Origin of the sequence: Pseudomonas lundensis, assembly GCF_015377145.2 — a bacterium.
GTDB classification, from domain to species: domain Bacteria; phylum Pseudomonadota; class Gammaproteobacteria; order Pseudomonadales; family Pseudomonadaceae; genus Aquipseudomonas; species Aquipseudomonas lundensis.
Genome location: NZ_CP062158.2, coordinates 4,786,233 through 4,809,639, shown reverse-complemented (window position 1 = coordinate 4,809,639; position 23,407 = coordinate 4,786,233). Strand labels below are relative to the sequence as shown.

Sequence of the window (23,407 nt, the reverse complement as noted above, 5' to 3'; positions counted from 1 at the left end):
TCGAATGCCTGACGGCGATTTAGACCCTTTGGTCGGGATCTTTGCTGAAATAAAAAACCCCGGTCAATTCAGCGCCGGGGTTCTCGGTGTGGCAGTGGCGGGGGATGTTACTCGACCGCCTTGACCATATCTTCAATAACTTTCTTGGCGTCACCGAAGACCATCATGGTTTTGTCCAGATAAAACAGTTCGTTATCCAGTCCGGCGTAGCCACTGGCCATCGAGCGTTTGTTGACGATGACGGTCTTGGCTTTATAAGCCTCAAGAATCGGCATGCCCGCAATCGGCGATTTCGGATCGTTTTTCGCGGCCGGGTTGACCACGTCGTTGGCACCCAACACCAGCACGACATCAGCCTGTCCGAATTCGGAGTTGATGTCTTCCATCTCGAACACTTGGTCGTAAGGCACTTCTGCCTCGGCAAGCAGGACGTTCATGTGGCCGGGCATACGACCTGCCACCGGGTGGATCGCGTATTTCACCGTGACGCCGCGGTGGGTCAGCTTTTCGGTCAGTTCTTTCAGGGCGTGCTGAGCACGTGCAACCGCCAGGCCATATCCCGGCACGATGATGACCGTGTCGGCGTTGGTCAGCAGGAAGGTGGCATCGTCAGCCGAGCCTGATTTGACCGGACGGGCTTCTTGCGTACCCGCCGGGCCGCCCGCATCCGTGGCACCGCCAAAGCCGCCCAGGATCACGTTAAAGAACGAACGGTTCATCGCCTTGCACATAATGTAAGACAGGATCGCGCCCGACGAGCCCACCAGCGAACCGGCAATGATCAGCATCGAATTGTTCAGCGAGAAGCCGATCCCGGCTGCCGCCCAGCCCGAATAGCTGTTGAGCATCGATACGACAACCGGCATGTCCGCCCCGCCAATCGGGATGATGATGAGCACGCCCAGCACGAACGCCAGTGCCAGCATGAGTGCGAAGGCGTTGAGGTTGCCGGTCAGCATAAAGGTGATGCCCAGCCCGAGGGTGGCCAGCCCGAGCACCAGATTCAGCGTGTGCTGACCACTGAATTGCACGGGAGCGCCCTGGAACAGGCGAAATTTGTATTTGCCTGACAGTTTGCCGAAGGCGATCACAGAGCCGGAGAACGTGATGGCACCAATCGCAGCGCCCAGGAACAGTTCCAGGCGGTTGCCCGCAGGAATGGCATCGCCCAGTTGCTTGACGATGCCCAGCGATTGCGGCTCGACCACGGCGGCGATGGCGATAAATACCGCCGCCAGACCGATCATGCTGTGCATGAAGGCGACGAGCTCTGGCATTTTGGTCATTTCAACGCGCTTGGCCATGATCGACCCCGCCGTGCCGCCGACCAGTAGGCCTACGATCACATAGCCGATACCGGTTGTAGCTATTTCAGCGCCTAGCTTGAAGACCAGTCCTACGGTTGTGATGACCGCCAGCGCCATGCCGAGCATGCCGAAGAAGTTGCCACGACGTGAGGTTGTGGGGTGCGACAGGCCTTTGAGGGCCTGGATGAAACATATTGACGCGATCAGATACAGAACGGTGACCAGGTTCATGCTCATGGCTTGCGCACCTCTTCTTTGGCTTTAGGTGCTTTCTTCTTGAACATTTCCAGCATGCGCCGGGTGACCAAAAATCCACCAAATACGTTAACGGCGGCCAAGGCCACCGCCAGGGTGCCCATGGTTTTGCCCAGTGGGGTGACCGTCAGTGCAGCGGCCAGCATGGCACCTACGATCACAATGGCCGAAATGGCATTGGTGACCGCCATCAGCGGCGTGTGCAGGGCAGGTGTGACGTTCCAGACCACGTGATAGCCCACATAGATAGCCAGCACAAAGATGATCAGGTTGTAGACGCCGGGGGAGATCAGCTCTTCCATTGTTTTTATCCTCAGCCGTTTTTGCGCACGACTTGACCGTCGCGGCACATCAGGCACGCGGCGACGATGTCGTCTTCTAGGTTGATCTGGAACTGTCCTTCAGGGGTGAAGACCAGTTTGAGGAAGTCCAGCAGGTTGCGGGCGTACAGTGCGGAAGCATCTGCGGCAACCATGGCGGCCAGATTGGTATGGCCCACGATGGTGATGCCGTGCTCGACCACCACTTGGTCCGCGACGGTCAGCGGGCAGTTGCCCCCTTGGGCAGCGGCGAGGTCGATAACGACTGAGCCCGGTTTCATCTGTGCCACGGTTTCAGCGCTGAGCAGCACTGGCGCCTTGCGGCCCGGAATGAGTGCGGTAGTAATGACGATGTCGGCCTGCTTGGCACGTTCGTGAACGGCCAGTGCCTGACGCTGCATCCAGCTTGCAGGCATAGGACGCGCATAGCCGCCAACCCCTACGGCGCATTCGCGTTCTTCGTCGGTTTCGTAAGGCACGTCGACAAATTTGGCACCCAGCGACTCGATCTGCTCTTTTACGGCAGGGCGCACATCAGACGCTTCGATCACGGCTCCCAGGCGTTTGGCGGTTGCAATGGCCTGAAGGCCAGCAACGCCTGCGCCGAGGATCAGCACGCGGGCAGCTTTTACAGTGCCTGCGGCGGTCATCAGCATCGGCATGAAGCGCGGGTAATGGTGAGCGGCCAGCAGCACGGCTTTATAGCCGGCAATGTTGGCCTGGGACGACAGCACATCAAGACTTTGCGCCCGAGAAGTGCGTGGGGCGGCTTCCAGTGAGAACGCCGTAATGCCATGACTGGCCAGTTTGGCAATGGTTTCATCGCTGAACGGGTTGAGCATGCCAATCAGCACTGCGCCGCGATTTATCAGGGCCAGTTCGCTGTCGTTGGGAGCAACCACTTTCAGGATCAGCTCGGCGCCCAGCGCGTCGCCGGCACTGCCAATGGTTGCGCCGGCGGCTTCATAAGCGCTGTCGATGACGCTGGCGTTAATGCCTGCGCCGCTTTGAACAGTCACTTTATGGCCTTGGCCGATCAGCTTCTTGATGGTTTCCGGGGTTGCAGCAACCCGCGTTTCACCCTGATGGGTTTCGAGAGGAACACCAATGTGCACGTCATATCTCCTGCGTGATCTTTTATAAGAAATCCAGCGCACTTCGGATGGTGCGGCTGGGGCGGCCGATCAGCACGATCCCACCGGAATCAGGGTGGGGCGCCGCATAATGCAGGCGATTATTTGGCCCTTCAAGAACTTATGAAGGGTGACGGAATAATTACTACAAGTCATGCCGTGACCGAATGTCGCAAGGTTCCTTTGGAGACCAGTAACGGCGTGGCTTTCAGGGATTAAAGGATGTTTTAGAGTTTTTTTCACATTTCTTTTAGTTATCTGGCCATAACTTTCAGAAATACCCTGTAAGCCACGTGGTTACTGGCTTACAGGTTTGTCCAGATAGACATAAGTTTAGGCTGCTTAAAAGCGACATTTACGTATATATGTAGGGTGTTTTTATTGTTCACTACATAATTCATCTGGACGATGTAATGCGCTAATCAAGGCTGTATTGCTGGGCTTTCTGGATAAGCCAGTCGCGAAACGCCTGGAGCGAGGCGGACTCGATTTTGCGTTCAGGAATCATCAAGTGATAAGCCTTGGTGCTCGCGAGCGTTGCAGTGTTAGCGATTACCAGTCGTTGCTCGGCCAATTCGCGTTGAATCAAGAAGGGTGGGATCAGTGCGATGCCCATGTCGTGCATAGCGGCCTGGGCCAGCATCGAGAACAGTTCGTAGCGCGGCCCGGTCATGTCGCGGGGGACGTTCAGGCCTTGTGCGTTAAACCACTGTCGCCACGCATAGGGGCGCGTGGTTTGTTGCAGTAATGGAAGTTCTGCGAGTGCGTCGGGCGTGAGGGTTTTCTCGGCTGGCAGCAGACGGGGGCTGCATACGGGAACGGGATTTTCACCCATCAAGCGATAGGACGAAGTGCCGGACCAGTCGGCATCGCCAAAATAGATGGCGGCGTCAAAGTCGGTGTCAGCAAACAGAAAGGGGCGCGTGCGGTTGGTGAGGTTGACCGTGACGTCGGGGTGTTGCTGCTGGAAGTCTTTGAGTCGCGGTAGCAGCCATTGCGTACCGAAGGTGGGGACGACGGCCAGTTCAATCACGTTGGCGCCTTGCTGGCCCATGATCGAGAGGGTGTCACGCTCGACGGCATCCAGTTGGGTTGCGACACGTCGGCTGTAAGAAAGTCCTGCTTCCGTCAGCTTCACACCGCGTTTTGAGCGTCTGAAAAGTTCGATGCCAAGGAATTCTTCGAGGCTGGCTATTTGTCGGCAGATCGCTCCTTGGGTCAGAGAAAGCTCCTGCGCAGCTTTGGTGAAGCTTTCGTGCCGAGCTGCCGCCTCAAAACTGATGAGTGCGGTCGTACTGGGAATCTTGCGGCGCATGTACGGCTTCCTCACTAAAGGTCGTCAGATATGGCGTTTTTGATCTTCACGGAGTGAGAAATTATCACAAGAGAGTGCCGAATCCTCGTTTGTCCTTCTATATAGGTGCGGCCTACGATCGGCCCACGACATTTGATCTATATCTCGAGGGTTCACTCATGGCGGGTAAGGCAAGCTTCAACTGGATCGATCCACTGTTGCTGGATCAGCAGCTCACTGAAGAAGAGCGCATGGTGCGCGACAGTGCTGAGCAGTTTGCGCAGGGCAAGTTGGCGCCTCGAGTGCTTGAAGCTTTCCGTCATGAGAAGACTGATCCGGCCATTTTTCGTGAAATGGGCGAGACCGGTTTGCTGGGAGCGATGATCCCCGAGCAATACGGCGGCAGCGGCCTCAATTATGTGAGCTATGGCTTGATTGCGCGGGAAGTGGAGCGTGTGGACTCTGGCTACCGTTCAATGATGAGTGTGCAGTCGTCGCTGGTGATGGTGCCTATCAATGAGTTTGGGACTGAAGCCCAAAAGCAGAAATACCTGCCCAAGCTGGCTTCGGGTGAATGGATTGGCTGTTTTGGTCTGACTGAGCCAAATCACGGTTCTGATCCTGGTGCGATGATTACGCGTGCACGCAAAGTCGAAGGCGGCTACAGCTTGACGGGCGCCAAAATGTGGATCACCAACAGCCCGATTGCTGATGTATTTGTGGTGTGGGCTAAAGATGATGCCGGGGATATCCGTGGCTTTGTGCTGGAAAAGGGTTGGAAGGGTCTGAGTGCGCCTGCAATTCACGGCAAGGTAGGTTTGCGCGCATCGATCACTGGCGAAATCGTTATGGATAACGTGTTTGTACCTGAAGAGAACATTTTTCCGGATGTGCGTGGTCTGAAGGGGCCTTTCACCTGTTTGAACTCGGCCCGGTACGGTATTTCGTGGGGGGCGCTGGGGGCTGCCGAGTTTTGTTGGCATACCGCACGCCAGTACACCCTCGATCGTCAGCAGTTTGGCCGGCCACTGGCTGCCACGCAGTTGATTCAGAAAAAGCTGGCGGATATGCAGACTGAGATTACGTTGGCGCTGCAGGGTTGCCTGCGTCTGGGGAGAATGAAGGACGAGGGCACGGCGGCGGTGGAGATCACGTCCATCATGAAGCGTAATTCGTGCGGCAAGTCGCTCGACATTGCTCGCATGGCGCGTGACATGCTGGGGGGGAACGGCATTTCTGATGAGTTTGGTGTGGCGCGCCACCTGGTCAACCTTGAAGTGGTGAATACCTATGAAGGCACCCATGACGTGCACGCCCTGATTCTGGGTCGGGCGCAGACAGGTCTTCAGGCGTTCTATTAATAGAGGGGGGCGGCTCATGGGGGCTTTATCGCATTTGCGGGTGCTGGATTTGTCGCGGGTACTGGCAGGTCCTTGGGCGGGCCAGATTCTGGCCGACCTTGGGGCTGAGGTCATCAAGGTCGAGCGTCCGGGCAATGGAGATGACACGCGCGCCTGGGGGCCGCCCTTCCTTAAAGATGCCTATGGAGAGAGTACTGGCGAGGCGGCGTACTACTTGTCTGCCAATCGCAATAAACAGTCGGTGACGATCGATTTCACCAAGCCAGAAGGTCAGCGACTGGTGCGCGAGCTGGCGGCGAAGTCCGACATTTTGATCGAGAACTTTAAGGTGGGTGGGTTGCAGGCTTATGGTCTGGACTATGCGTCGCTAAAAGACGTTAACCCTGATTTGATCTACTGCTCGATTACAGGGTTCGGTCAAACGGGGCCGTATGCCAAGCGTGCCGGTTATGACTTCATGATTCAGGGCTTGGGCGGCCTGATGAGTCTGACTGGGCGGCCTGAGGGGGAAGAGGGTGCGGGGCCGGTGAAAGTAGGTGTGGCGCTGACCGATATATTGACCGGGTTGTATTCGACGGTTGCGATTCTGGCTGCGCTGGCTCATCGCCAACATGATGGGGGTGGGCAGCACATTGATATGGCGTTGCTGGATGTCCAGGTTGCCTGCTTGGCGAATCAGGCCATGAACTATCTGACGACAGGTGTTTCACCTAAGCGCTTAGGCAATGCCCATCCGAATATCGTGCCGTATCAGGATTTTCCTACGGCAGATGGTGACTTCATTCTTACCGTGGGGAATGACAGCCAGTTCAGGAAGTTTGCGCAGGTGGCGGGTTGCAGTGAGTGGGCTGACGATCCCAGGTTCTCGACTAATACCGCGCGGGTGGCGAATCGGTCGGTGCTCGTGCCTTTGATTCGTCAGGCGACTGTGTTCAGGACGACGGCGCAATGGGTGTCTGAGTTGGAAGCGGTCGGCGTGCCTTGCGGGCCTATCAACGATTTGGCGCAGGTATTTGAGGATCCTCAGGTGCAGGCGCGTAACTTGGCGATAGCGTTGCCTCACCCGTTGGCGGGGCTTGTGCCGCAGGTGGCGAGCCCGATCAGGCTGTCGGCCACCCCGGTTGAATACCGTAATGCGCCGCCATTGCTGGGCGAGCATACGCAGGAGGTCTTGCAGCGTGTCTTGGGGATGACTGCGGGGGCGCTGGAAGGGCTGCGCACGTCGGGCGTTGTTTAGGTCTTTGCAGAGGGGCGCTAGTGCCTCTCTATATAGTTAGGTTTTAAGTCTTTTTTGGGTAATTGATAGAGTCGCTCAATTAGGGCTTGACTCAGAATTCCAGCGGCCTATAATTCGCCCCACTTCCGGCGCAGTCGAAACGGAAAACTCCTTGAGTTTCAATGAGTTAGGCGGCTTTGACGATGCCAGCTTCAAATCATCGAAGCAGGAAATGAGGCGTTGACAGCAGCGTGTAACGCTGTAGAATTCGCCTCCCGCTGACGAGAGATCGAAAGCGCAAGTGGTTGATGTTACAGAGGAAGCTTTGAAAACATCTTAAAATAACCGCTTGACAGCAACAGAGGCTGCTGTAGAATGCGCGCCTCGGTTGAGCGAAAGCTTAACCAACCGCTCTTTAACAACTGAATCAAGCAATTCGTGTGGGTGCTTGTGGAGTCAGGCTGATAGTCAAAAAGATTATCAGCATCACAAGTTACTCCGCGAGAAATCAAAGATGTAACCAACGATTGCTGAGCCAAGTTTAGGGTTTTCTCAAAACCCAAAGATGTTTGAACTGAAGAGTTTGATCATGGCTCAGATTGAACGCTGGCGGCAGGCCTAACACATGCAAGTCGAGCGGTAGAGAGGTGCTTGCACCTCTTGAGAGCGGCGGACGGGTGAGTAATACCTAGGAATCTGCCTGGTAGTGGGGGATAACGTTCGGAAACGGACGCTAATACCGCATACGTCCTACGGGAGAAAGCAGGGGACCTTCGGGCCTTGCGCTATCAGATGAGCCTAGGTCGGATTAGCTAGTTGGTGAGGTAATGGCTCACCAAGGCTACGATCCGTAACTGGTCTGAGAGGATGATCAGTCACACTGGAACTGAGACACGGTCCAGACTCCTACGGGAGGCAGCAGTGGGGAATATTGGACAATGGGCGAAAGCCTGATCCAGCCATGCCGCGTGTGTGAAGAAGGTCTTCGGATTGTAAAGCACTTTAAGTTGGGAGGAAGGGCATTAACCTAATACGTTAGTGCTTTGACGTTACCGACAGAATAAGCACCGGCTAACTCTGTGCCAGCAGCCGCGGTAATACAGAGGGTGCAAGCGTTAATCGGAATTACTGGGCGTAAAGCGCGCGTAGGTGGTTTGTTAAGTTGAATGTGAAATCCCCGGGCTCAACCTGGGAACTGCATCCAAAACTGGCAAGCTAGAGTATGGTAGAGGGTAGTGGAATTTCCTGTGTAGCGGTGAAATGCGTAGATATAGGAAGGAACACCAGTGGCGAAGGCGACTACCTGGACTGATACTGACACTGAGGTGCGAAAGCGTGGGGAGCAAACAGGATTAGATACCCTGGTAGTCCACGCCGTAAACGATGTCAACTAGCCGTTGGGAACCTTGAGTTCTTAGTGGCGCAGCTAACGCATTAAGTTGACCGCCTGGGGAGTACGGCCGCAAGGTTAAAACTCAAATGAATTGACGGGGGCCCGCACAAGCGGTGGAGCATGTGGTTTAATTCGAAGCAACGCGAAGAACCTTACCAGGCCTTGACATCCAATGAACTTTCCAGAGATGGATTGGTGCCTTCGGGAACATTGAGACAGGTGCTGCATGGCTGTCGTCAGCTCGTGTCGTGAGATGTTGGGTTAAGTCCCGTAACGAGCGCAACCCTTGTCCTTAGTTACCAGCACGTAATGGTGGGCACTCTAAGGAGACTGCCGGTGACAAACCGGAGGAAGGTGGGGATGACGTCAAGTCATCATGGCCCTTACGGCCTGGGCTACACACGTGCTACAATGGTCGGTACAAAGGGTTGCCAAGCCGCGAGGTGGAGCTAATCCCATAAAACCGATCGTAGTCCGGATCGCAGTCTGCAACTCGACTGCGTGAAGTCGGAATCGCTAGTAATCGTGAATCAGAATGTCACGGTGAATACGTTCCCGGGCCTTGTACACACCGCCCGTCACACCATGGGAGTGGGTTGCACCAGAAGTAGCTAGTCTAACCCTCGGGAGGACGGTTACCACGGTGTGATTCATGACTGGGGTGAAGTCGTAACAAGGTAGCCGTAGGGGAACCTGCGGCTGGATCACCTCCTTAATCGACGACATCAGCTGCTCCATAAGTTCCCACACGAATTGCTTGATTCATTGAAGAAGACGATAGAAGCAGCTTTAAGCTCCAAGCTGATAGCTCACGCTAACAGTTACAAGCTCGAAATTGGGTCTGTAGCTCAGTTGGTTAGAGCGCACCCCTGATAAGGGTGAGGTCGGCAGTTCGAATCTGCCCAGACCCACCAATTTTGTATGGGGCCATAGCTCAGCTGGGAGAGCGCCTGCCTTGCACGCAGGAGGTCAGCGGTTCGATCCCGCTTGGCTCCACCATAAACTTGCTTCTGCATCGTAAAGCTTAGAAATGAGCATTCCATCACATGATGGTGAATGTTGATTTCTGATCTTTTGATTAGATCGTTCTTTAAAAATTTGGGTATGTAATAGAAAGATAGACTGAATGACACTTTCACTGGTGTTTATTCAGGCTAAGGTAAAATTTGTGAGTAATTGCAAGTTTTCGGCGAATGTCGTCTTCATAGTATAACCAGATTGCTTGGGGTTATATGGTCAAGTGAAGAAGCGCATACGGTGGATGCCTTGGCAGTCAGAGGCGATGAAAGACGTGGTAGCCTGCGAAAAGCTTCGGGGAGTCGGCAAACAGACTTTGATCCGGAGATGTCTGAATGGGGGAACCCAACCATCATAAGATGGTTATCTTGTACTGAATACATAGGTACAAGAAGCGAACCAGGGGAACTGAAACATCTAAGTACCCTGAGGAAAAGAAATCAACCGAGATTCCCTTAGTAGTGGCGAGCGAACGGGGACCAGCCCTTAAGCTGTATTGATGTTAGCGGAACGCTCTGGAAAGTGCGGCCATAGTGGGTGATAGCCCTGTACGCGAAAACATCTTTGCAGTGAAATCGAGTAGGACGGAGCACGAGAAACTTTGTCTGAATATGGGGGGACCATCCTCCAAGGCTAAATACTACTGACTGACCGATAGTGAACTAGTACCGTGAGGGAAAGGCGAAAAGAACCCCGGAGAGGGGAGTGAAATAGATCCTGAAACCGTATGCGTACAAGCAGTGGGAGCCCACTTTGTTGGGTGACTGCGTACCTTTTGTATAATGGGTCAGCGACTTATTTTCAGTGGCAAGCTTAACCGAATAGGGGAGGCGTAGCGAAAGCGAGTCTTAATAGGGCGTCTAGTCGCTGGGAATAGACCCGAAACCGGGCGATCTATCCATGGGCAGGTTGAAGGTTGGGTAACACTAACTGGAGGACCGAACCGACTACCGTTGAAAAGTTAGCGGATGACCTGTGGATCGGAGTGAAAGGCTAATCAAGCTCGGAGATAGCTGGTTCTCCTCGAAAGCTATTTAGGTAGCGCCTCATGTATCACTGTAGGGGGTAGAGCACTGTTTCGGCTAGGGGGTCATCCCGACTTACCAAACCGATGCAAACTCCGAATACCTACAAGTGCCGAGCATGGGAGACACACGGCGGGTGCTAACGTCCGTCGTGAAAAGGGAAACAACCCAGACCGTCAGCTAAGGTCCCAAAGTTATGGTTAAGTGGGAAACGATGTGGGAAGGCTTAGACAGCTAGGAGGTTGGCTTAGAAGCAGCCACCCTTTAAAGAAAGCGTAATAGCTCACTAGTCGAGTCGGCCTGCGCGGAAGATTTAACGGGGCTCAAACCATACACCGAAGCTACGGGTATCACGTAAGTGATGCGGTAGAGGAGCGTTCTGTAAGCCTGTGAAGGTGAGTTGAGAAGCTTGCTGGAGGTATCAGAAGTGCGAATGCTGACATGAGTAACGATAATGGGTGTGAAAAACACCCACGCCGAAAGACCAAGGTTTCCTGCGCAACGTTAATCGACGCAGGGTTAGTCGGTCCCTAAGGCGAGGCTGAAAAGCGTAGTCGATGGAAAACAGGTTAATATTCCTGTACTTCTGGTTATTGCGATGGAGGGACGGAGAAGGCTAGGCCAGCTTGGCGTTGGTTGTCCAAGTTTAAGGTGGTAGGCTGGAATCTTAGGTAAATCCGGGATTCTAAGGCCGAGAGCTGATGACGAGTGTTCTTTTAGAACACGAAGTGGTTGATGCCATGCTTCCAAGAAAAGCTTCTAAGCTTCAGGTAACCAGGAACCGTACCCCAAACCGACACAGGTGGTTGGGTAGAGAATACCAAGGCGCTTGAGAGAACTCGGGTGAAGGAACTAGGCAAAATGGCACCGTAACTTCGGGAGAAGGTGCGCCGGTGAGGGTCAAGCATTTACTGCGTAAGCCCATGCCGGTCGAAGATACCAGGCCGCTGCGACTGTTTATTAAAAACACAGCACTCTGCAAACACGAAAGTGGACGTATAGGGTGTGACGCCTGCCCGGTGCCGGAAGGTTAATTGATGGGGTTAGCTAACGCGAAGCTCTTGATCGAAGCCCCGGTAAACGGCGGCCGTAACTATAACGGTCCTAAGGTAGCGAAATTCCTTGTCGGGTAAGTTCCGACCTGCACGAATGGCGTAACGATGGCGGCGCTGTCTCCACCCGAGACTCAGTGAAATTGAAATCGCTGTGAAGATGCAGTGTATCCGCGGCTAGACGGAAAGACCCCGTGAACCTTTACTATAGCTTTGCACTGGACTTTGAATTTGCTTGTGTAGGATAGGTGGGAGGCTTTGAAGCGTGGACGCCAGTTCGCGTGGAGCCATCCTTGAAATACCACCCTGGCAACTTTGAGGTTCTAACTCAGGTCCGTTATCCGGATCGAGGACAGTGTATGGTGGGTAGTTTGACTGGGGCGGTCTCCTCCTAAAGAGTAACGGAGGAGTACGAAGGTGCGCTCAGACCGGTCGGAAATCGGTCGTAGAGTATAAAGGCAAAAGCGCGCTTGACTGCGAGACAGACACGTCGAGCAGGTACGAAAGTAGGTCTTAGTGATCCGGTGGTTCTGTATGGAAGGGCCATCGCTCAACGGATAAAAGGTACTCCGGGGATAACAGGCTGATACCGCCCAAGAGTTCATATCGACGGCGGTGTTTGGCACCTCGATGTCGGCTCATCACATCCTGGGGCTGAAGCCGGTCCCAAGGGTATGGCTGTTCGCCATTTAAAGTGGTACGCGAGCTGGGTTTAGAACGTCGTGAGACAGTTCGGTCCCTATCTGCCGTGGACGTTTGAGATTTGAGAGGGGCTGCTCCTAGTACGAGAGGACCGGAGTGGACGAACCTCTGGTGTTCCGGTTGTCACGCCAGTGGCATTGCCGGGTAGCTATGTTCGGGAAAGATAACCGCTGAAAGCATCTAAGCGGGAAACTTGCCTCAAGATGAGATCTCACTGGAACCTTGAGTTCCCTAAAGGGCCGTCGAAGACTACGACGTTGATAGGTTGGGTGTGTAAGCGCTGTGAGGCGTTGAGCTAACCAATACTAATTGCCCGTGAGGCTTGACCATATAACACCCAAGCAATTTGCGTCGAAAGGCCAGATTGCGGTGTGTGAAGTCGATACAAACCGAAAGTTTGCACCTCACAAAACACCACTCTATTACATACCCATTCGCTGGAACGTTGACCGTAAGGTAAACGCACCGGCTACCGAATTTCTTGACGACCATAGAGCATTGGAACCACCTGATCCCATCCCGAACTCAGCAGTGAAACGATGCATCGCCGATGGTAGTGTGGGGTTTCCCCATGTGAGAGTAGGTCATCGTCAAGATTAAATTCCGAAATCCCTGTCTGCTCACGCAGATGGGGATTTTGTTTTTGTATAAGTACAAGCTTTGTAAAAAGCATGTGCAGTGAGTCAGGTAGTTACCTGATAAACAAAGAATAAAGTGGGGTTGACAGCAGCGTGTAACGCTGTAGAATTCGCCTCCCGCTGACGAGAGATCGGAAGCGCAAGTGGTTGATGTTACAGAGGAAACTTTGAAAACATCTTAAAATAACCGCTTGACAGCAACAGAGGCTGCTGTAGAATGCGCGCCTCGGTTGAGCGAAAGCTTAACCAACCGCTCTTTAACAACTGAATCAAGCAATTCGTGTGGGTGCTTGTGGAGTCAGACTGATAGTCAAAAAGATTATCAGCATCACAAGTTACTCCGCGAGAAATCAAAGATGTAACCAACGATTGCTGAGCCAAGTTTAGGGTTTTCTCAAAACCCAAAGATGTTTGAACTGAAGAGTTTGATCATGGCTCAGATTGAACGCTGGCGGCAGGCCTAACACATGCAAGTCGAGCGGTAGAGAGGTGCTTGCACCTCTTGAGAGCGGCGGACGGGTGAGTAATACCTAGGAATCTGCCTGGTAGTGGGGGATAACGTTCGGAAACGGACGCTAATACCGCATACGTCCTACGGGAGAAAGCAGGGGACCTTCGGGCCTTGCGCTATCAGATGAGCCTAGGTCGGATTAGCTAGTTGGTGAGGTAATGGCTCACCAAGGCTACGATCCGTAACTGGTCTGAGAGGATGATCAGTCACACTGGAACTGAGACACGGTCCAGACTCCTACGGGAGGCAGCAGTGGGGAATATTGGACAATGGGCGAAAGCCTGATCCAGCCATGCCGCGTGTGTGAAGAAGGTCTTCGGATTGTAAAGCACTTTAAGTTGGGAGGAAGGGCATTAACCTAATACGTTAGTGCTTTGACGTTACCGACAGAATAAGCACCGGCTAACTCTGTGCCAGCAGCCGCGGTAATACAGAGGGTGCAAGCGTTAATCGGAATTACTGGGCGTAAAGCGCGCGTAGGTGGTTTGTTAAGTTGAATGTGAAATCCCCGGGCTCAACCTGGGAACTGCATCCAAAACTGGCAAGCTAGAGTATGGTAGAGGGTAGTGGAATTTCCTGTGTAGCGGTGAAATGCGTAGATATAGGAAGGAACACCAGTGGCGAAGGCGACTACCTGGACTGATACTGACACTGAGGTGCGAAAGCGTGGGGAGCAAACAGGATTAGATACCCTGGTAGTCCACGCCGTAAACGATGTCAACTAGCCGTTGGGAACCTTGAGTTCTTAGTGGCGCAGCTAACGCATTAAGTTGACCGCCTGGGGAGTACGGCCGCAAGGTTAAAACTCAAATGAATTGACGGGGGCCCGCACAAGCGGTGGAGCATGTGGTTTAATTCGAAGCAACGCGAAGAACCTTACCAGGCCTTGACATCCAATGAACTTTCCAGAGATGGATTGGTGCCTTCGGGAACATTGAGACAGGTGCTGCATGGCTGTCGTCAGCTCGTGTCGTGAGATGTTGGGTTAAGTCCCGTAACGAGCGCAACCCTTGTCCTTAGTTACCAGCACGTAATGGTGGGCACTCTAAGGAGACTGCCGGTGACAAACCGGAGGAAGGTGGGGATGACGTCAAGTCATCATGGCCCTTACGGCCTGGGCTACACACGTGCTACAATGGTCGGTACAAAGGGTTGCCAAGCCGCGAGGTGGAGCTAATCCCATAAAACCGATCGTAGTCCGGATCGCAGTCTGCAACTCGACTGCGTGAAGTCGGAATCGCTAGTAATCGTGAATCAGAATGTCACGGTGAATACGTTCCCGGGCCTTGTACACACCGCCCGTCACACCATGGGAGTGGGTTGCACCAGAAGTAGCTAGTCTAACCCTCGGGAGGACGGTTACCACGGTGTGATTCATGACTGGGGTGAAGTCGTAACAAGGTAGCCGTAGGGGAACCTGCGGCTGGATCACCTCCTTAATCGACGACATCAGCTGCTCCATAAGTTCCCACACGAATTGCTTGATTCATTGAAGAAGACGATAGAAGCAGCTTTAAGCTCCAAGCTGATAGCTCACGCTAACAGTTACAAGCTCGAAATTGGGTCTGTAGCTCAGTTGGTTAGAGCGCACCCCTGATAAGGGTGAGGTCGGCAGTTCGAATCTGCCCAGACCCACCAATTTTGTATGGGGCCATAGCTCAGCTGGGAGAGCGCCTGCCTTGCACGCAGGAGGTCAGCGGTTCGATCCCGCTTGGCTCCACCATAAACTTGCTTCTGCATCGTAAAGCTTAGAAATGAGCATTCCATCACATGATGGTGAATGTTGATTTCTGATCTTTTGATTAGATCGTTCTTTAAAAATTTGGGTATGTAATAGAAAGATAGACTGAATGACACTTTCACTGGTGTTTATTCAGGCTAAGGTAAAATTTGTGAGTAATTGCAAGTTTTCGGCGAATGTCGTCTTCATAGTATAACCAGATTGCTTGGGGTTATATGGTCAAGTGAAGAAGCGCATACGGTGGATGCCTTGGCAGTCAGAGGCGATGAAAGACGTGGTAGCCTGCGAAAAGCTTCGGGGAGTCGGCAAACAGACTTTGATCCGGAGATGTCTGAATGGGGGAACCCAACCATCATAAGATGGTTATCTTGTACTGAATACATAGGTACAAGAAGCGAACCAGGGGAACTGAAACATCTAAGTACCCTGAGGAAAAGAAATCAACCGAGATTCCCTTAGTAGTGGCGAGCGAACGGGGACCAGCCCTTAAGCTGTATTGATGTTAGCGGAACGCTCTGGAAAGTGCGGCCATAGTGGGTGATAGCCCTGTACGCGAAAACATCTTTGCAGTGAAATCGAGTAGGACGGAGCACGAGAAACTTTGTCTGAATATGGGGGGACCATCCTCCAAGGCTAAATACTACTGACTGACCGATAGTGAACTAGTACCGTGAGGGAAAGGCGAAAAGAACCCCGGAGAGGGGAGTGAAATAGATCCTGAAACCGTATGCGTACAAGCAGTGGGAGCCCACTTTGTTGGGTGACTGCGTACCTTTTGTATAATGGGTCAGCGACTTATTTTCAGTGGCAAGCTTAACCGAATAGGGGAGGCGTAGCGAAAGCGAGTCTTAATAGGGCGTCTAGTCGCTGGGAATAGACCCGAAACCGGGCGATCTATCCATGGGCAGGTTGAAGGTTGGGTAACACTAACTGGAGGACCGAACCGACTACCGTTGAAAAGTTAGCGGATGACCTGTGGATCGGAGTGAAAGGCTAATCAAGCTCGGAGATAGCTGGTTCTCCTCGAAAGCTATTTAGGTAGCGCCTCATGTATCACTGTAGGGGGTAGAGCACTGTTTCGGCTAGGGGGTCATCCCGACTTACCAAACCGATGCAAACTCCGAATACCTACAAGTGCCGAGCATGGGAGACACACGGCGGGTGCTAACGTCCGTCGTGAAAAGGGAAACAACCCAGACCGTCAGCTAAGGTCCCAAAGTTATGGTTAAGTGGGAAACGATGTGGGAAGGCTTAGACAGCTAGGAGGTTGGCTTAGAAGCAGCCACCCTTTAAAGAAAGCGTAATAGCTCACTAGTCGAGTCGGCCTGCGCGGAAGATTTAACGGGGCTCAAACCATACACCGAAGCTACGGGTATCACGTAAGTGATGCGGTAGAGGAGCGTTCTGTAAGCCTGTGAAGGTGAGTTGAGAAGCTTGCTGGAGGTATCAGAAGTGCGAATGCTGACATGAGTAACGATAATGGGTGTGAAAAACACCCACGCCGAAAGACCAAGGTTTCCTGCGCAACGTTAATCGACGCAGGGTTAGTCGGTCCCTAAGGCGAGGCTGAAAAGCGTAGTCGATGGAAAACAGGTTAATATTCCTGTACTTCTGGTTATTGCGATGGAGGGACGGAGAAGGCTAGGCCAGCTTGGCGTTGGTTGTCCAAGTTTAAGGTGGTAGGCTGGAATCTTAGGTAAATCCGGGATTCTAAGGCCGAGAGCTGATGACGAGTGTTCTTTTAGAACACGAAGTGGTTGATGCCATGCTTCCAAGAAAAGCTTCTAAGCTTCAGGTAACCAGGAACCGTACCCCAAACCGACACAGGTGGTTGGGTAGAGAATACCAAGGCGCTTGAGAGAACTCGGGTGAAGGAACTAGGCAAAATGGCACCGTAACTTCGGGAGAAGGTGCGCCGGTGAGGGTCAAGCATTTACTGCGTAAGCCCATGCCGGTCGAAGATACCAGGCCGCTGCGACTGTTTATTAAAAACACAGCACTCTGCAAACACGAAAGTGGACGTATAGGGTGTGACGCCTGCCCGGTGCCGGAAGGTTAATTGATGGGGTTAGCTAACGCGAAGCTCTTGATCGAAGCCCCGGTAAACGGCGGCCGTAACTATAACGGTCCTAAGGTAGCGAAATTCCTTGTCGGGTAAGTTCCGACCTGCACGAATGGCGTAACGATGGCGGCGCTGTCTCCACCCGAGACTCAGTGAAATTGAAATCGCTGTGAAGATGCAGTGTATCCGCGGCTAGACGGAAAGACCCCGTGAACCTTTACTATAGCTTTGCACTGGACTTTGAATTTGCTTGTGTAGGATAGGTGGGAGGCTTTGAAGCGTGGACGCCAGTTCGCGTGGAGCCATCCTTGAAATACCACCCTGGCAACTTTGAGGTTCTAACTCAGGTCCGTTATCCGGATCGAGGACAGTGTATGGTGGGTAGTTTGACTGGGGCGGTCTCCTCCTAAAGAGTAACGGAGGAGTACGAAGGTGCGCTCAGACCGGTCGGAAATCGGTCGTAGAGTATAAAGGCAAAAGCGCGCTTGACTGCGAGACAGACACGTCGAGCAGGTACGAAAGTAGGTCTTAGTGATCCGGTGGTTCTGTATGGAAGGGCCATCGCTCAACGGATAAAAGGTACTCCGGGGATAACAGGCTGATACCGCCCAAGAGTTCATATCGACGGCGGTGTTTGGCACCTCGATGTCGGCTCATCACATCCTGGGGCTGAAGCCGGTCCCAAGGGTATGGCTGTTCGCCATTTAAAGTGGTACGCGAGCTGGGTTTAGAACGTCGTGAGACAGTTCGGTCCCTATCTGCCGTGGACGTTTGAGATTTGAGAGGGGCTGCTCCTAGTACGAGAGGACCGGAGTGGACGAACCTCTGGTGTTCCGGTTGTCACGCCAGTGGCATTGCCGGGTAGCTATGTTCGGGAAAGATAACCGCTGAAAGCATCTAAGCGGGAAACTTGCCTCAAGATGAGATCTCACTGGAACCTTGAGTTCCCTAAAGGGCCGTCGAAGACTACGACGTTGATAGGTTGGGTGTGTAAGCGCTGTGAGGCGTTGAGCTAACCAATACTAATTGCCCGTGAGGCTTGACCATATAACACCCAAGCAATTTGCGTCGAAAGGCCAGATTGCGGTGTGTGAAGACGATACAAACCGAAAGTTTGCACCTCACAAAACACCAACTCTATTACATACCCATTCGCTGGAACGTTGACCGTAAGGTAAACGCACCGGCTACCGAATTTCTTGACGACCATAGAGCATTGGAACCACCTGATCCCATCCCGAACTCAGCAGTGAAACGATGCATCGCCGATGGTAGTGTGGGGTTTCCCCATGTGAGAGTAGGTCATCGTCAAGATTAAATTCCAAAATCCCTGTCTGCTCACGCAGACGGGGATTTTGTTTTTATAGAAGTACCAAGTTTTCACAGGCACGTTACTCAGTAACGGATCTGTCACAGAATTTCTTGACGACCATAGAGCATTGGAACCACCTGATCCCATCCCGAACTCAGCAGTGAAACGATGCATCGCCGATGGTAGTGTGGGGTTTCCCCATGTGAGAGTAGGTCATCGTCAAGATTGAATTCCGAAACCCCTGTCTGCTCACGCAGACAGGGGTTTTGTTTTTTCTACGCCACAACCGCCGCTAAACCTGCTTCTTTCCCCTCCCTCTGATCTTCCTCAAACCCCCGGCCTAAACGCCCTGCAATTGACTTTCGTCGGATTAAACAAAATGCCATCACAAATGGCTAAGTTTTCCGGGAATGGTGCCGACAGCCTGTTGAGCAATGCGTGCTTAGTAGAGCTGCCGGATAGAAAGGCTGCCTGCGCTGTTACACGGAATGTTGCACCCGTACGCATCCCCACTCTCGGCATAAGAAGTCCCATGAAATGAATCTCAAGTTCAGCCATAAAATCCTTCTGGCCGCTTCAGGCGTCGTGGTTCTGGCGTTTGCGTTGTTCACTCTGTACAACGACTACCTGCAGCGAAATACCATCAAGCAAAACATCGAGTCGTCAGTGCAACAAGCTGGCAACCTGACTGCCAGCAGCGTTCAGAATTGGCTGAGTGGTCGTATCCTGGTACTCGAAAGCCTCGCACAAAACGTCGCGCACCAAGGCAAGCAAGCGGATTTGCCCGGCTTGGTGGATCAGCCTGCATTAACCTCGAATTTTCAGTTCACCTATGTGGGCCAAGCCAACGGCGTGTTCACACAGCGTCCTGACGCCAAAATGCCAGACGGTTACGACCCACGTGAACGTCCTTGGTACAAACAAGGCGTAAGTGCCGGTAAGACAATGCTGACGCCGCCCTACATGGCTGCCGTAGGCGGCTTGATCGTAACCATCGCGATGCCTGTCAAAAGCAACGGCGAATTACTCGGCGTGGTAGGGGGCGACCTGAGCCTCGACAGCTTGGTCAAAATTATCAATTCGGTGGATTCAGGTGGCTTGGGCTACGCGTTTCTGGTGAGCGGCGACGGCCAGGTCATCGTCAGTCCGGAAAAAGATCAGGTGATGAAAAACCTGAAAGACATCTACCCATCCAGCGCGTTGCGCATTGAAAAAGGCATTCAGGAAGTTAACCTGAATGGTCACGAGCGGATTATTTCCTTCACGCCGGTAACCGGCTTACCTGCAGACTGGTATATCGGTCAGTCGCTAGACAAGGAAAAAGCGTACGCTCCGCTTTCCAAATTCCGTACCTCCGCATTCATCGCAATGTTCATCGCCGTGGCTGTCATTGCCGTTCTGCTCAGCCTGCTGATCCAGTTCCTGATGCGCCCTCTGACCACCATGGGCCGAGCCATGCAGGACATCGCTCAGGGCGAAGGTGACTTGACTCGTCGTCTGGTAATCGAAAGCAAAGATGAATTTGGCTTGCTGGCCAGCTCTTTCAACCAGTTCGTAGAACGTATTCACGCGTCGATTTCGGAAGTGTCCTCCGCGACACGTCAGGTTCATGATTTGTCCCAGCGGGTGATGGCATCGTCGAATGCTTCGATCATCGGTTCTGACGAGCAGAGCGCACGCACCAACAGCGTAGCTGCCGCAATCAACGAACTGGGTGCCGCCACACAGGAAATCGCCCGTAACGCGGCTGATGCTTCGCAACATGCCAGCGGTGCAAGCGAACAGGCCGATGATGGCCGCCAAGTGGTTGAGCAAACCATTCAGGCCATGACCGAGTTGTCGCAAAAGATCAGCATGTCCTGCGCCCAGATTGAAACCCTGAACGCCAGCACCGACAACATCGGCCATATCCTGGACGTAATCAAAGGTATCTCCCAGCAAACCAACTTGCTCGCCCTCAACGCGGCGATCGAGGCGGCACGTGCAGGTGAAGCGGGTCGCGGATTTGCTGTGGTGGCCGATGAAGTGCGCAATCTGGCACACCGCACTCAGGAGTCGGCAGAAGAAATCCACAAAATGATTACTTCGCTGCAAGTGGGCTCGCGAGAAGCGGTGACCACGATGAATGCCAGTCAGGTTTCCAGTGAGGAAAGCGTGGAAGTGGCCAACCAGGCGGGCGCCCGCTTGATCAGCGTCACTCAGCGTATTGAAGAGATCGACGGCATGAACCAATCGGTAGCCGCTGCCACTGAAGAACAAACCGCCGTGGTTGAAACCCTCAACGTTGATATCAACCAGATCAACTTGTTGAACCAGCAAGGCGTGGTCAATCTCAATGAAACGCTCAAGGACTGTGATGCGCTGTCGCAGCAAGCGAGCCGACTGAAACAATTGGTCGACAGTTTCAAGATCTGACCTACACGCTGTCTATGATTTACCCACAGCCCTGTCGTTTCAAACGTCAGGGCTGTTTTGTTTTTCGGCGGTCCAGATAGTGCGTGATGGCGTTGACCGCCCGCTGTAAATGCAGGCCCAGCTCTGCCACACAGGCGTCGACTTCTTTGGCCCGGGCGAGACGCAAAAGCGTGCGGTGATCGTCTTGAGCCAACGAGCCAAGGTTCATTTGCTCAAGGTTAAAGCGAAGAAAGCGCTCCTCTTCAATCAGCCCGGCGTCCACCAATGCCAGAAGCTTCTTATTGGGTGCCTTGTTATAGAGCGCCTGATGAAAGAGCCGATTCAATGTGCCGACTTTACTCATGTCGGTTTCGGCTTCCATCGCTTCGATATAACCCGATGCGGATGCCAGATCCTGCTCATCCAGTAACGGCACAGACTGACGCAATGCCTCGGCCTCCAACAACAAGCGCAACTCGTAGGATTCCAGCGAGTTGTCTTCAATTAAAGGCGCCACCACGGCACCTTTGTACTGCACGACATGCAATAGCCCTTGGGATTCAAGTTGGCGCAATGCCTCGCGCACCGGCATGCGACTCACACCAAACAGGGCCGCCAGCGCCTCTTGGCGAATCGCCGTCCCGCACGGCAGGCGTCCATCGAGGATAGCGTTGCGCAAGGATTCTTCGATTACCGCGCGAGCTTGATGAGCTGCAACAGGGCCATGGACTTCAATACTGCTTAAAGGGTTACGTTTTACGGCCACGTTCGCGCACCTGCGGTTGACATTCAGCTTGCCTATTTGGATCCAATTGAAAGTAGGTACAGACCAAATCCTTGTCAAACCTTGTAACAACAAGTCTAGCGTGACTGGACCCCCAATGACCGGAAGCAACCCGGCATTTCGCGCAGTTTGTGGCCTACACTTGCCTGCATTAAAACAGCCCGCTATGCAGTCTTAGTCTTGAACAGGTGAAGGATGGGCGTACTCAGTCACAACGATGTAAGCGAGCATCTGATACGCGCATCAGAACCGTCCCACAGCTTGTTGACCGGTTTGATTCGCCTCCCAGGGCTCTGGGGCATTTTGCTGCTTGCTTCAGCCGTGCGTTTTTTGGGTTCTACCACGTCGGCTATTTGGTGCGACGAGGGTTCAAGTTTGATGTTGAGCCAGTTTCCACTGACGGGGATCTGGTTTCACGCGGCTCACGATGTACATCCACCGCTGTATTTCATGCTGTTGCATGGATGGACGGCGCTGTTTGGCGACGGCGTGTTCGCCCTCCGGGCGCTGAGTGTTTTGCCTGGCATTGCAACGGTGTTTCTGGGCATGTGGCTCGTGCGTTTGATCTCGACTCAGCGCGCCGCCTTGCTCGCCGGTTTGATGCTGGCACTGTTACCGATTGCTGTGCGTTACAGCCAAGAAGTCCGCATGTACGCCCTGCTGGGCGCGTGTCTGATGGCCGCGACCATCGCGCTGGCTTATTGGGTCATGTCCCCGACCCGAAACCGGTATCTGGCGGTTTACGCCGTTTTGATGGCGGCTGCGTTCTATACCCATTACTTCACTGCGTTCTGCGTGCTGGCTCATTGGCTGTATCTGCTGATTGCCAGCGTCAGCAAAACGGGTCCGGCCATGTTGATCAAACGTCCCGCCTGGTGGCTCGCAAATGTGGCGATTGTATTGATGTTCCTGCCGTGGCTGCCCGGTTTCATCGATTTGTTACAGCACATGCCCGAGCTGAAAGCCGGAGGAGACGTGGGCTGGGAGCCTGTGGTCGGTGCGCGCTCACTGCCTGCCATGATCTGGCAGTTTTTGATCCAGGACGAAGGGGATAACTTGCCATGGCCTTTATTTTGGTTCGTTCCACTGCTCCTGCTGGGCGTGGTGGCATGGACTGCTGCGCGTGATCGCACGCTCTTGAAATTTCCGACGCTGATTGTGATCTACACCTTGCTGCCCATTGTGCTGATCTATCTCGTGTCGTTCGCATCCCCCTTATTCATTGAGCGCTATGTGATGTTCGCCGCATTGGGCTTGCCGATGGTTGTGGCGCTTGTTGTAGAGCGTTTGTACGCACGTCGACGCAAGTGGGCAGTAAGTGTGCTGGCCATGTTCATCGGCGTGGAGCTGGTGGGCTTGCACAGTAATTTCACTGGCGAGGCCGATCATTTCGATCGGTTGGTAGGGCATGTCAATCAGCAATTTTTGCCCGGCGACCGAATCGTCGTCAGCGACCTGTTCTGGTACTTCGGCTACGTTTATTACAACAAGACGGGAGCCCAGCCCATGCTCTACACGCCCCCGACACAAGAAGGGGGGGCGGGCCGTCCCAACGATTACGGTTTTGGCACGCTGGTGCAGGACGATGGCGAGCATATTTATGTTGATCGACTGCAAGACCTGCCGTCCGGCACCCATCGCATCTGGTTAATCAGCAGCAGCGAGCAACCCGATGATTTCGCGCCTGTGCCAGCGAATTGGCGCAAGGTTCAAGACGTGACCGTTGAAGACACCCAGGCCCGACTCTATTTGACTTGCCCCACAACCGAATGCGCACGTAGGGATCATCAGCTTTTTCAAGATGCCGTTATCGATCTTTCTAAGAATTAATTTGCAACACTCTTGACTGAGATCCACTCGCCGCGCAATATTAATAGTTAGCAAACTAAC

9 protein-coding genes, 4 tRNA genes and 7 rRNA genes are annotated in these 23,407 nt (G+C 53.3%); 15 read left to right on the top strand and 5 right to left on the bottom strand.

Translation table 11 applies throughout. From position 1 onward, the window contains the following. Positions 1-107 precede the first annotated feature (107 nt). From IF654_RS22410 to IF654_RS22395, 4 genes are all read right to left on the bottom strand, one after another. Positions 108-1,544: an NAD(P)(+) transhydrogenase (Re/Si-specific) subunit beta gene (locus tag IF654_RS22410; protein WP_047279134.1), complete on the bottom strand. Its 1,437-nt coding sequence runs from the start codon at positions 1,542-1,544 to the stop codon at positions 108-110. After that, a complete protein-coding gene (locus IF654_RS22405; RefSeq protein WP_047279135.1) occupies positions 1,541-1,864 on the bottom strand; it encodes an NAD(P) transhydrogenase subunit alpha part 2 in 324 nt (107 codons plus the stop codon). Before IF654_RS22405 ends, IF654_RS22410 begins: the two co-directional genes overlap by 4 nt. Before the next feature lie 11 nt (positions 1,865-1,875). Next, the gene (locus tag IF654_RS22400) at positions 1,876-2,997 is read right to left on the bottom strand and encodes a Re/Si-specific NAD(P)(+) transhydrogenase subunit alpha (RefSeq protein ID WP_047279137.1); all 1,122 of its coding nucleotides are present in this window, start codon (positions 2,995-2,997) and stop codon (positions 1,876-1,878) included. A 436-nt stretch (positions 2,998-3,433) separates the two neighbouring features. Next, on the bottom strand, positions 3,434-4,330 hold the full coding sequence (locus tag IF654_RS22395) for a LysR family transcriptional regulator (protein WP_094988381.1): 897 nt from the start codon (positions 4,328-4,330) through the stop codon (positions 3,434-3,436). 158 nt (positions 4,331-4,488) lie between these two features. Between IF654_RS22395 and IF654_RS22390 the strand changes: the two genes are divergently transcribed. The 14 genes from IF654_RS22390 to IF654_RS22325 all read left to right on the top strand — a co-directional run bounded on the left by IF654_RS22390 (position 4,489) and on the right by IF654_RS22325 (position 20,754). Next, positions 4,489-5,670: an acyl-CoA dehydrogenase gene (locus IF654_RS22390; protein WP_047279141.1), complete on the top strand. Its 1,182-nt coding sequence runs from the start codon at positions 4,489-4,491 to the stop codon at positions 5,668-5,670. A gap of 16 nt (positions 5,671-5,686) precedes the next feature. Next, the gene (locus IF654_RS22385; protein ID WP_047281673.1) at positions 5,687-6,907 is read left to right on the top strand and encodes a CaiB/BaiF CoA transferase family protein; all 1,221 of its coding nucleotides are present in this window, start codon (positions 5,687-5,689) and stop codon (positions 6,905-6,907) included. Positions 6,908-7,457: 550 nt separating this feature from the next. Next, positions 7,458-8,994: ribosomal RNA gene (locus IF654_RS22380) — 16S ribosomal RNA — on the top strand. Positions 8,995-9,116: 122 nt separating this feature from the next. Next, positions 9,117-9,193 (top strand) — tRNA-Ile (locus IF654_RS22375). Between the two features lie 9 nt (positions 9,194-9,202). After that, positions 9,203-9,278 (top strand) — tRNA-Ala (locus tag IF654_RS22370). Positions 9,279-9,513: 235 nt separating this feature from the next. Further along, positions 9,514-12,405 (top strand): 23S ribosomal RNA (locus tag IF654_RS22365). A 150-nt stretch (positions 12,406-12,555) separates the two neighbouring features. After that, positions 12,556-12,671 (top strand): 5S ribosomal RNA (gene rrf, locus IF654_RS22360). Positions 12,672-13,126: 455 nt separating this feature from the next. After that, positions 13,127-14,663: ribosomal RNA gene (locus IF654_RS22355) — 16S ribosomal RNA — on the top strand. Between the two features lie 122 nt (positions 14,664-14,785). Next, positions 14,786-14,862, top strand: a tRNA-Ile gene (locus IF654_RS22350). 9 nt (positions 14,863-14,871) lie between these two features. Further along, a tRNA-Ala gene (locus tag IF654_RS22345) sits at positions 14,872-14,947 on the top strand. A 235-nt stretch (positions 14,948-15,182) separates the two neighbouring features. Beyond that, positions 15,183-18,074, top strand: a 23S ribosomal RNA gene (locus IF654_RS22340). 151 nt (positions 18,075-18,225) lie between these two features. Next, positions 18,226-18,341 (top strand): 5S ribosomal RNA (gene rrf, locus IF654_RS22335). 107 nt (positions 18,342-18,448) lie between these two features. Continuing rightward, positions 18,449-18,564 (top strand): 5S ribosomal RNA (gene rrf / locus IF654_RS22330). Together the 16S, 23S and 5S rRNA genes with 4 tRNA genes alongside form the textbook arrangement of a ribosomal RNA operon. A 312-nt stretch (positions 18,565-18,876) precedes the next feature. Beyond that, positions 18,877-20,754, top strand: coding sequence for a methyl-accepting chemotaxis protein (locus IF654_RS22325; protein WP_047272778.1), 1,878 nt, complete (start codon positions 18,877-18,879; stop codon positions 20,752-20,754). A 46-nt stretch (positions 20,755-20,800) separates the two neighbouring features. Here IF654_RS22325 and IF654_RS22320 read toward each other — a convergent pair whose 3' ends face one another. Next, positions 20,801-21,499, bottom strand: coding sequence for a GntR family transcriptional regulator (locus tag IF654_RS22320; protein WP_047272779.1), 699 nt, complete (start codon positions 21,497-21,499; stop codon positions 20,801-20,803). Between the two features lie 213 nt (positions 21,500-21,712). On the opposite strand from IF654_RS22320, the gene IF654_RS22315 reads away from it, so the two are divergent. Continuing rightward, positions 21,713-23,347 carry a glycosyltransferase family 39 protein gene (locus IF654_RS22315; protein ID WP_194862860.1) on the top strand — a complete coding sequence of 545 codons (1,635 nt, stop codon included), beginning with the start codon at positions 21,713-21,715 and terminating at the stop codon, positions 23,345-23,347. Positions 23,348-23,407 lie beyond the last annotated feature (60 nt).

What these genes read in the sequence shown, in the direction of transcription:
- IF654_RS22410 (WP_047279134.1), bottom strand. Translation starts at nt 1,544, where the DNA reads ATGAGCATGAACCTGGTCACCGTTCTGTATCTGATCGCGTCAATATGT.
- IF654_RS22395 (WP_094988381.1), bottom strand. Translation starts at nt 4,330, where the DNA reads ATGCGCCGCAAGATTCCCAGTACGACCGCACTCATCAGTTTTGAGGCG.
- IF654_RS22385 (WP_047281673.1), top strand. Translation starts at nt 5,687, where the DNA reads ATGGGGGCTTTATCGCATTTGCGGGTGCTGGATTTGTCGCGGGTACTG.
- IF654_RS22390 (WP_047279141.1), top strand. Translation starts at nt 4,489, where the DNA reads ATGGCGGGTAAGGCAAGCTTCAACTGGATCGATCCACTGTTGCTGGAT.
- IF654_RS22315 (WP_194862860.1), top strand. Translation starts at nt 21,713, where the DNA reads ATGGGCGTACTCAGTCACAACGATGTAAGCGAGCATCTGATACGCGCA.
- IF654_RS22405 (WP_047279135.1), bottom strand. Translation starts at nt 1,864, where the DNA reads ATGGAAGAGCTGATCTCCCCCGGCGTCTACAACCTGATCATCTTTGTG.
- IF654_RS22325 (WP_047272778.1), top strand. Translation starts at nt 18,877, where the DNA reads ATGAATCTCAAGTTCAGCCATAAAATCCTTCTGGCCGCTTCAGGCGTC.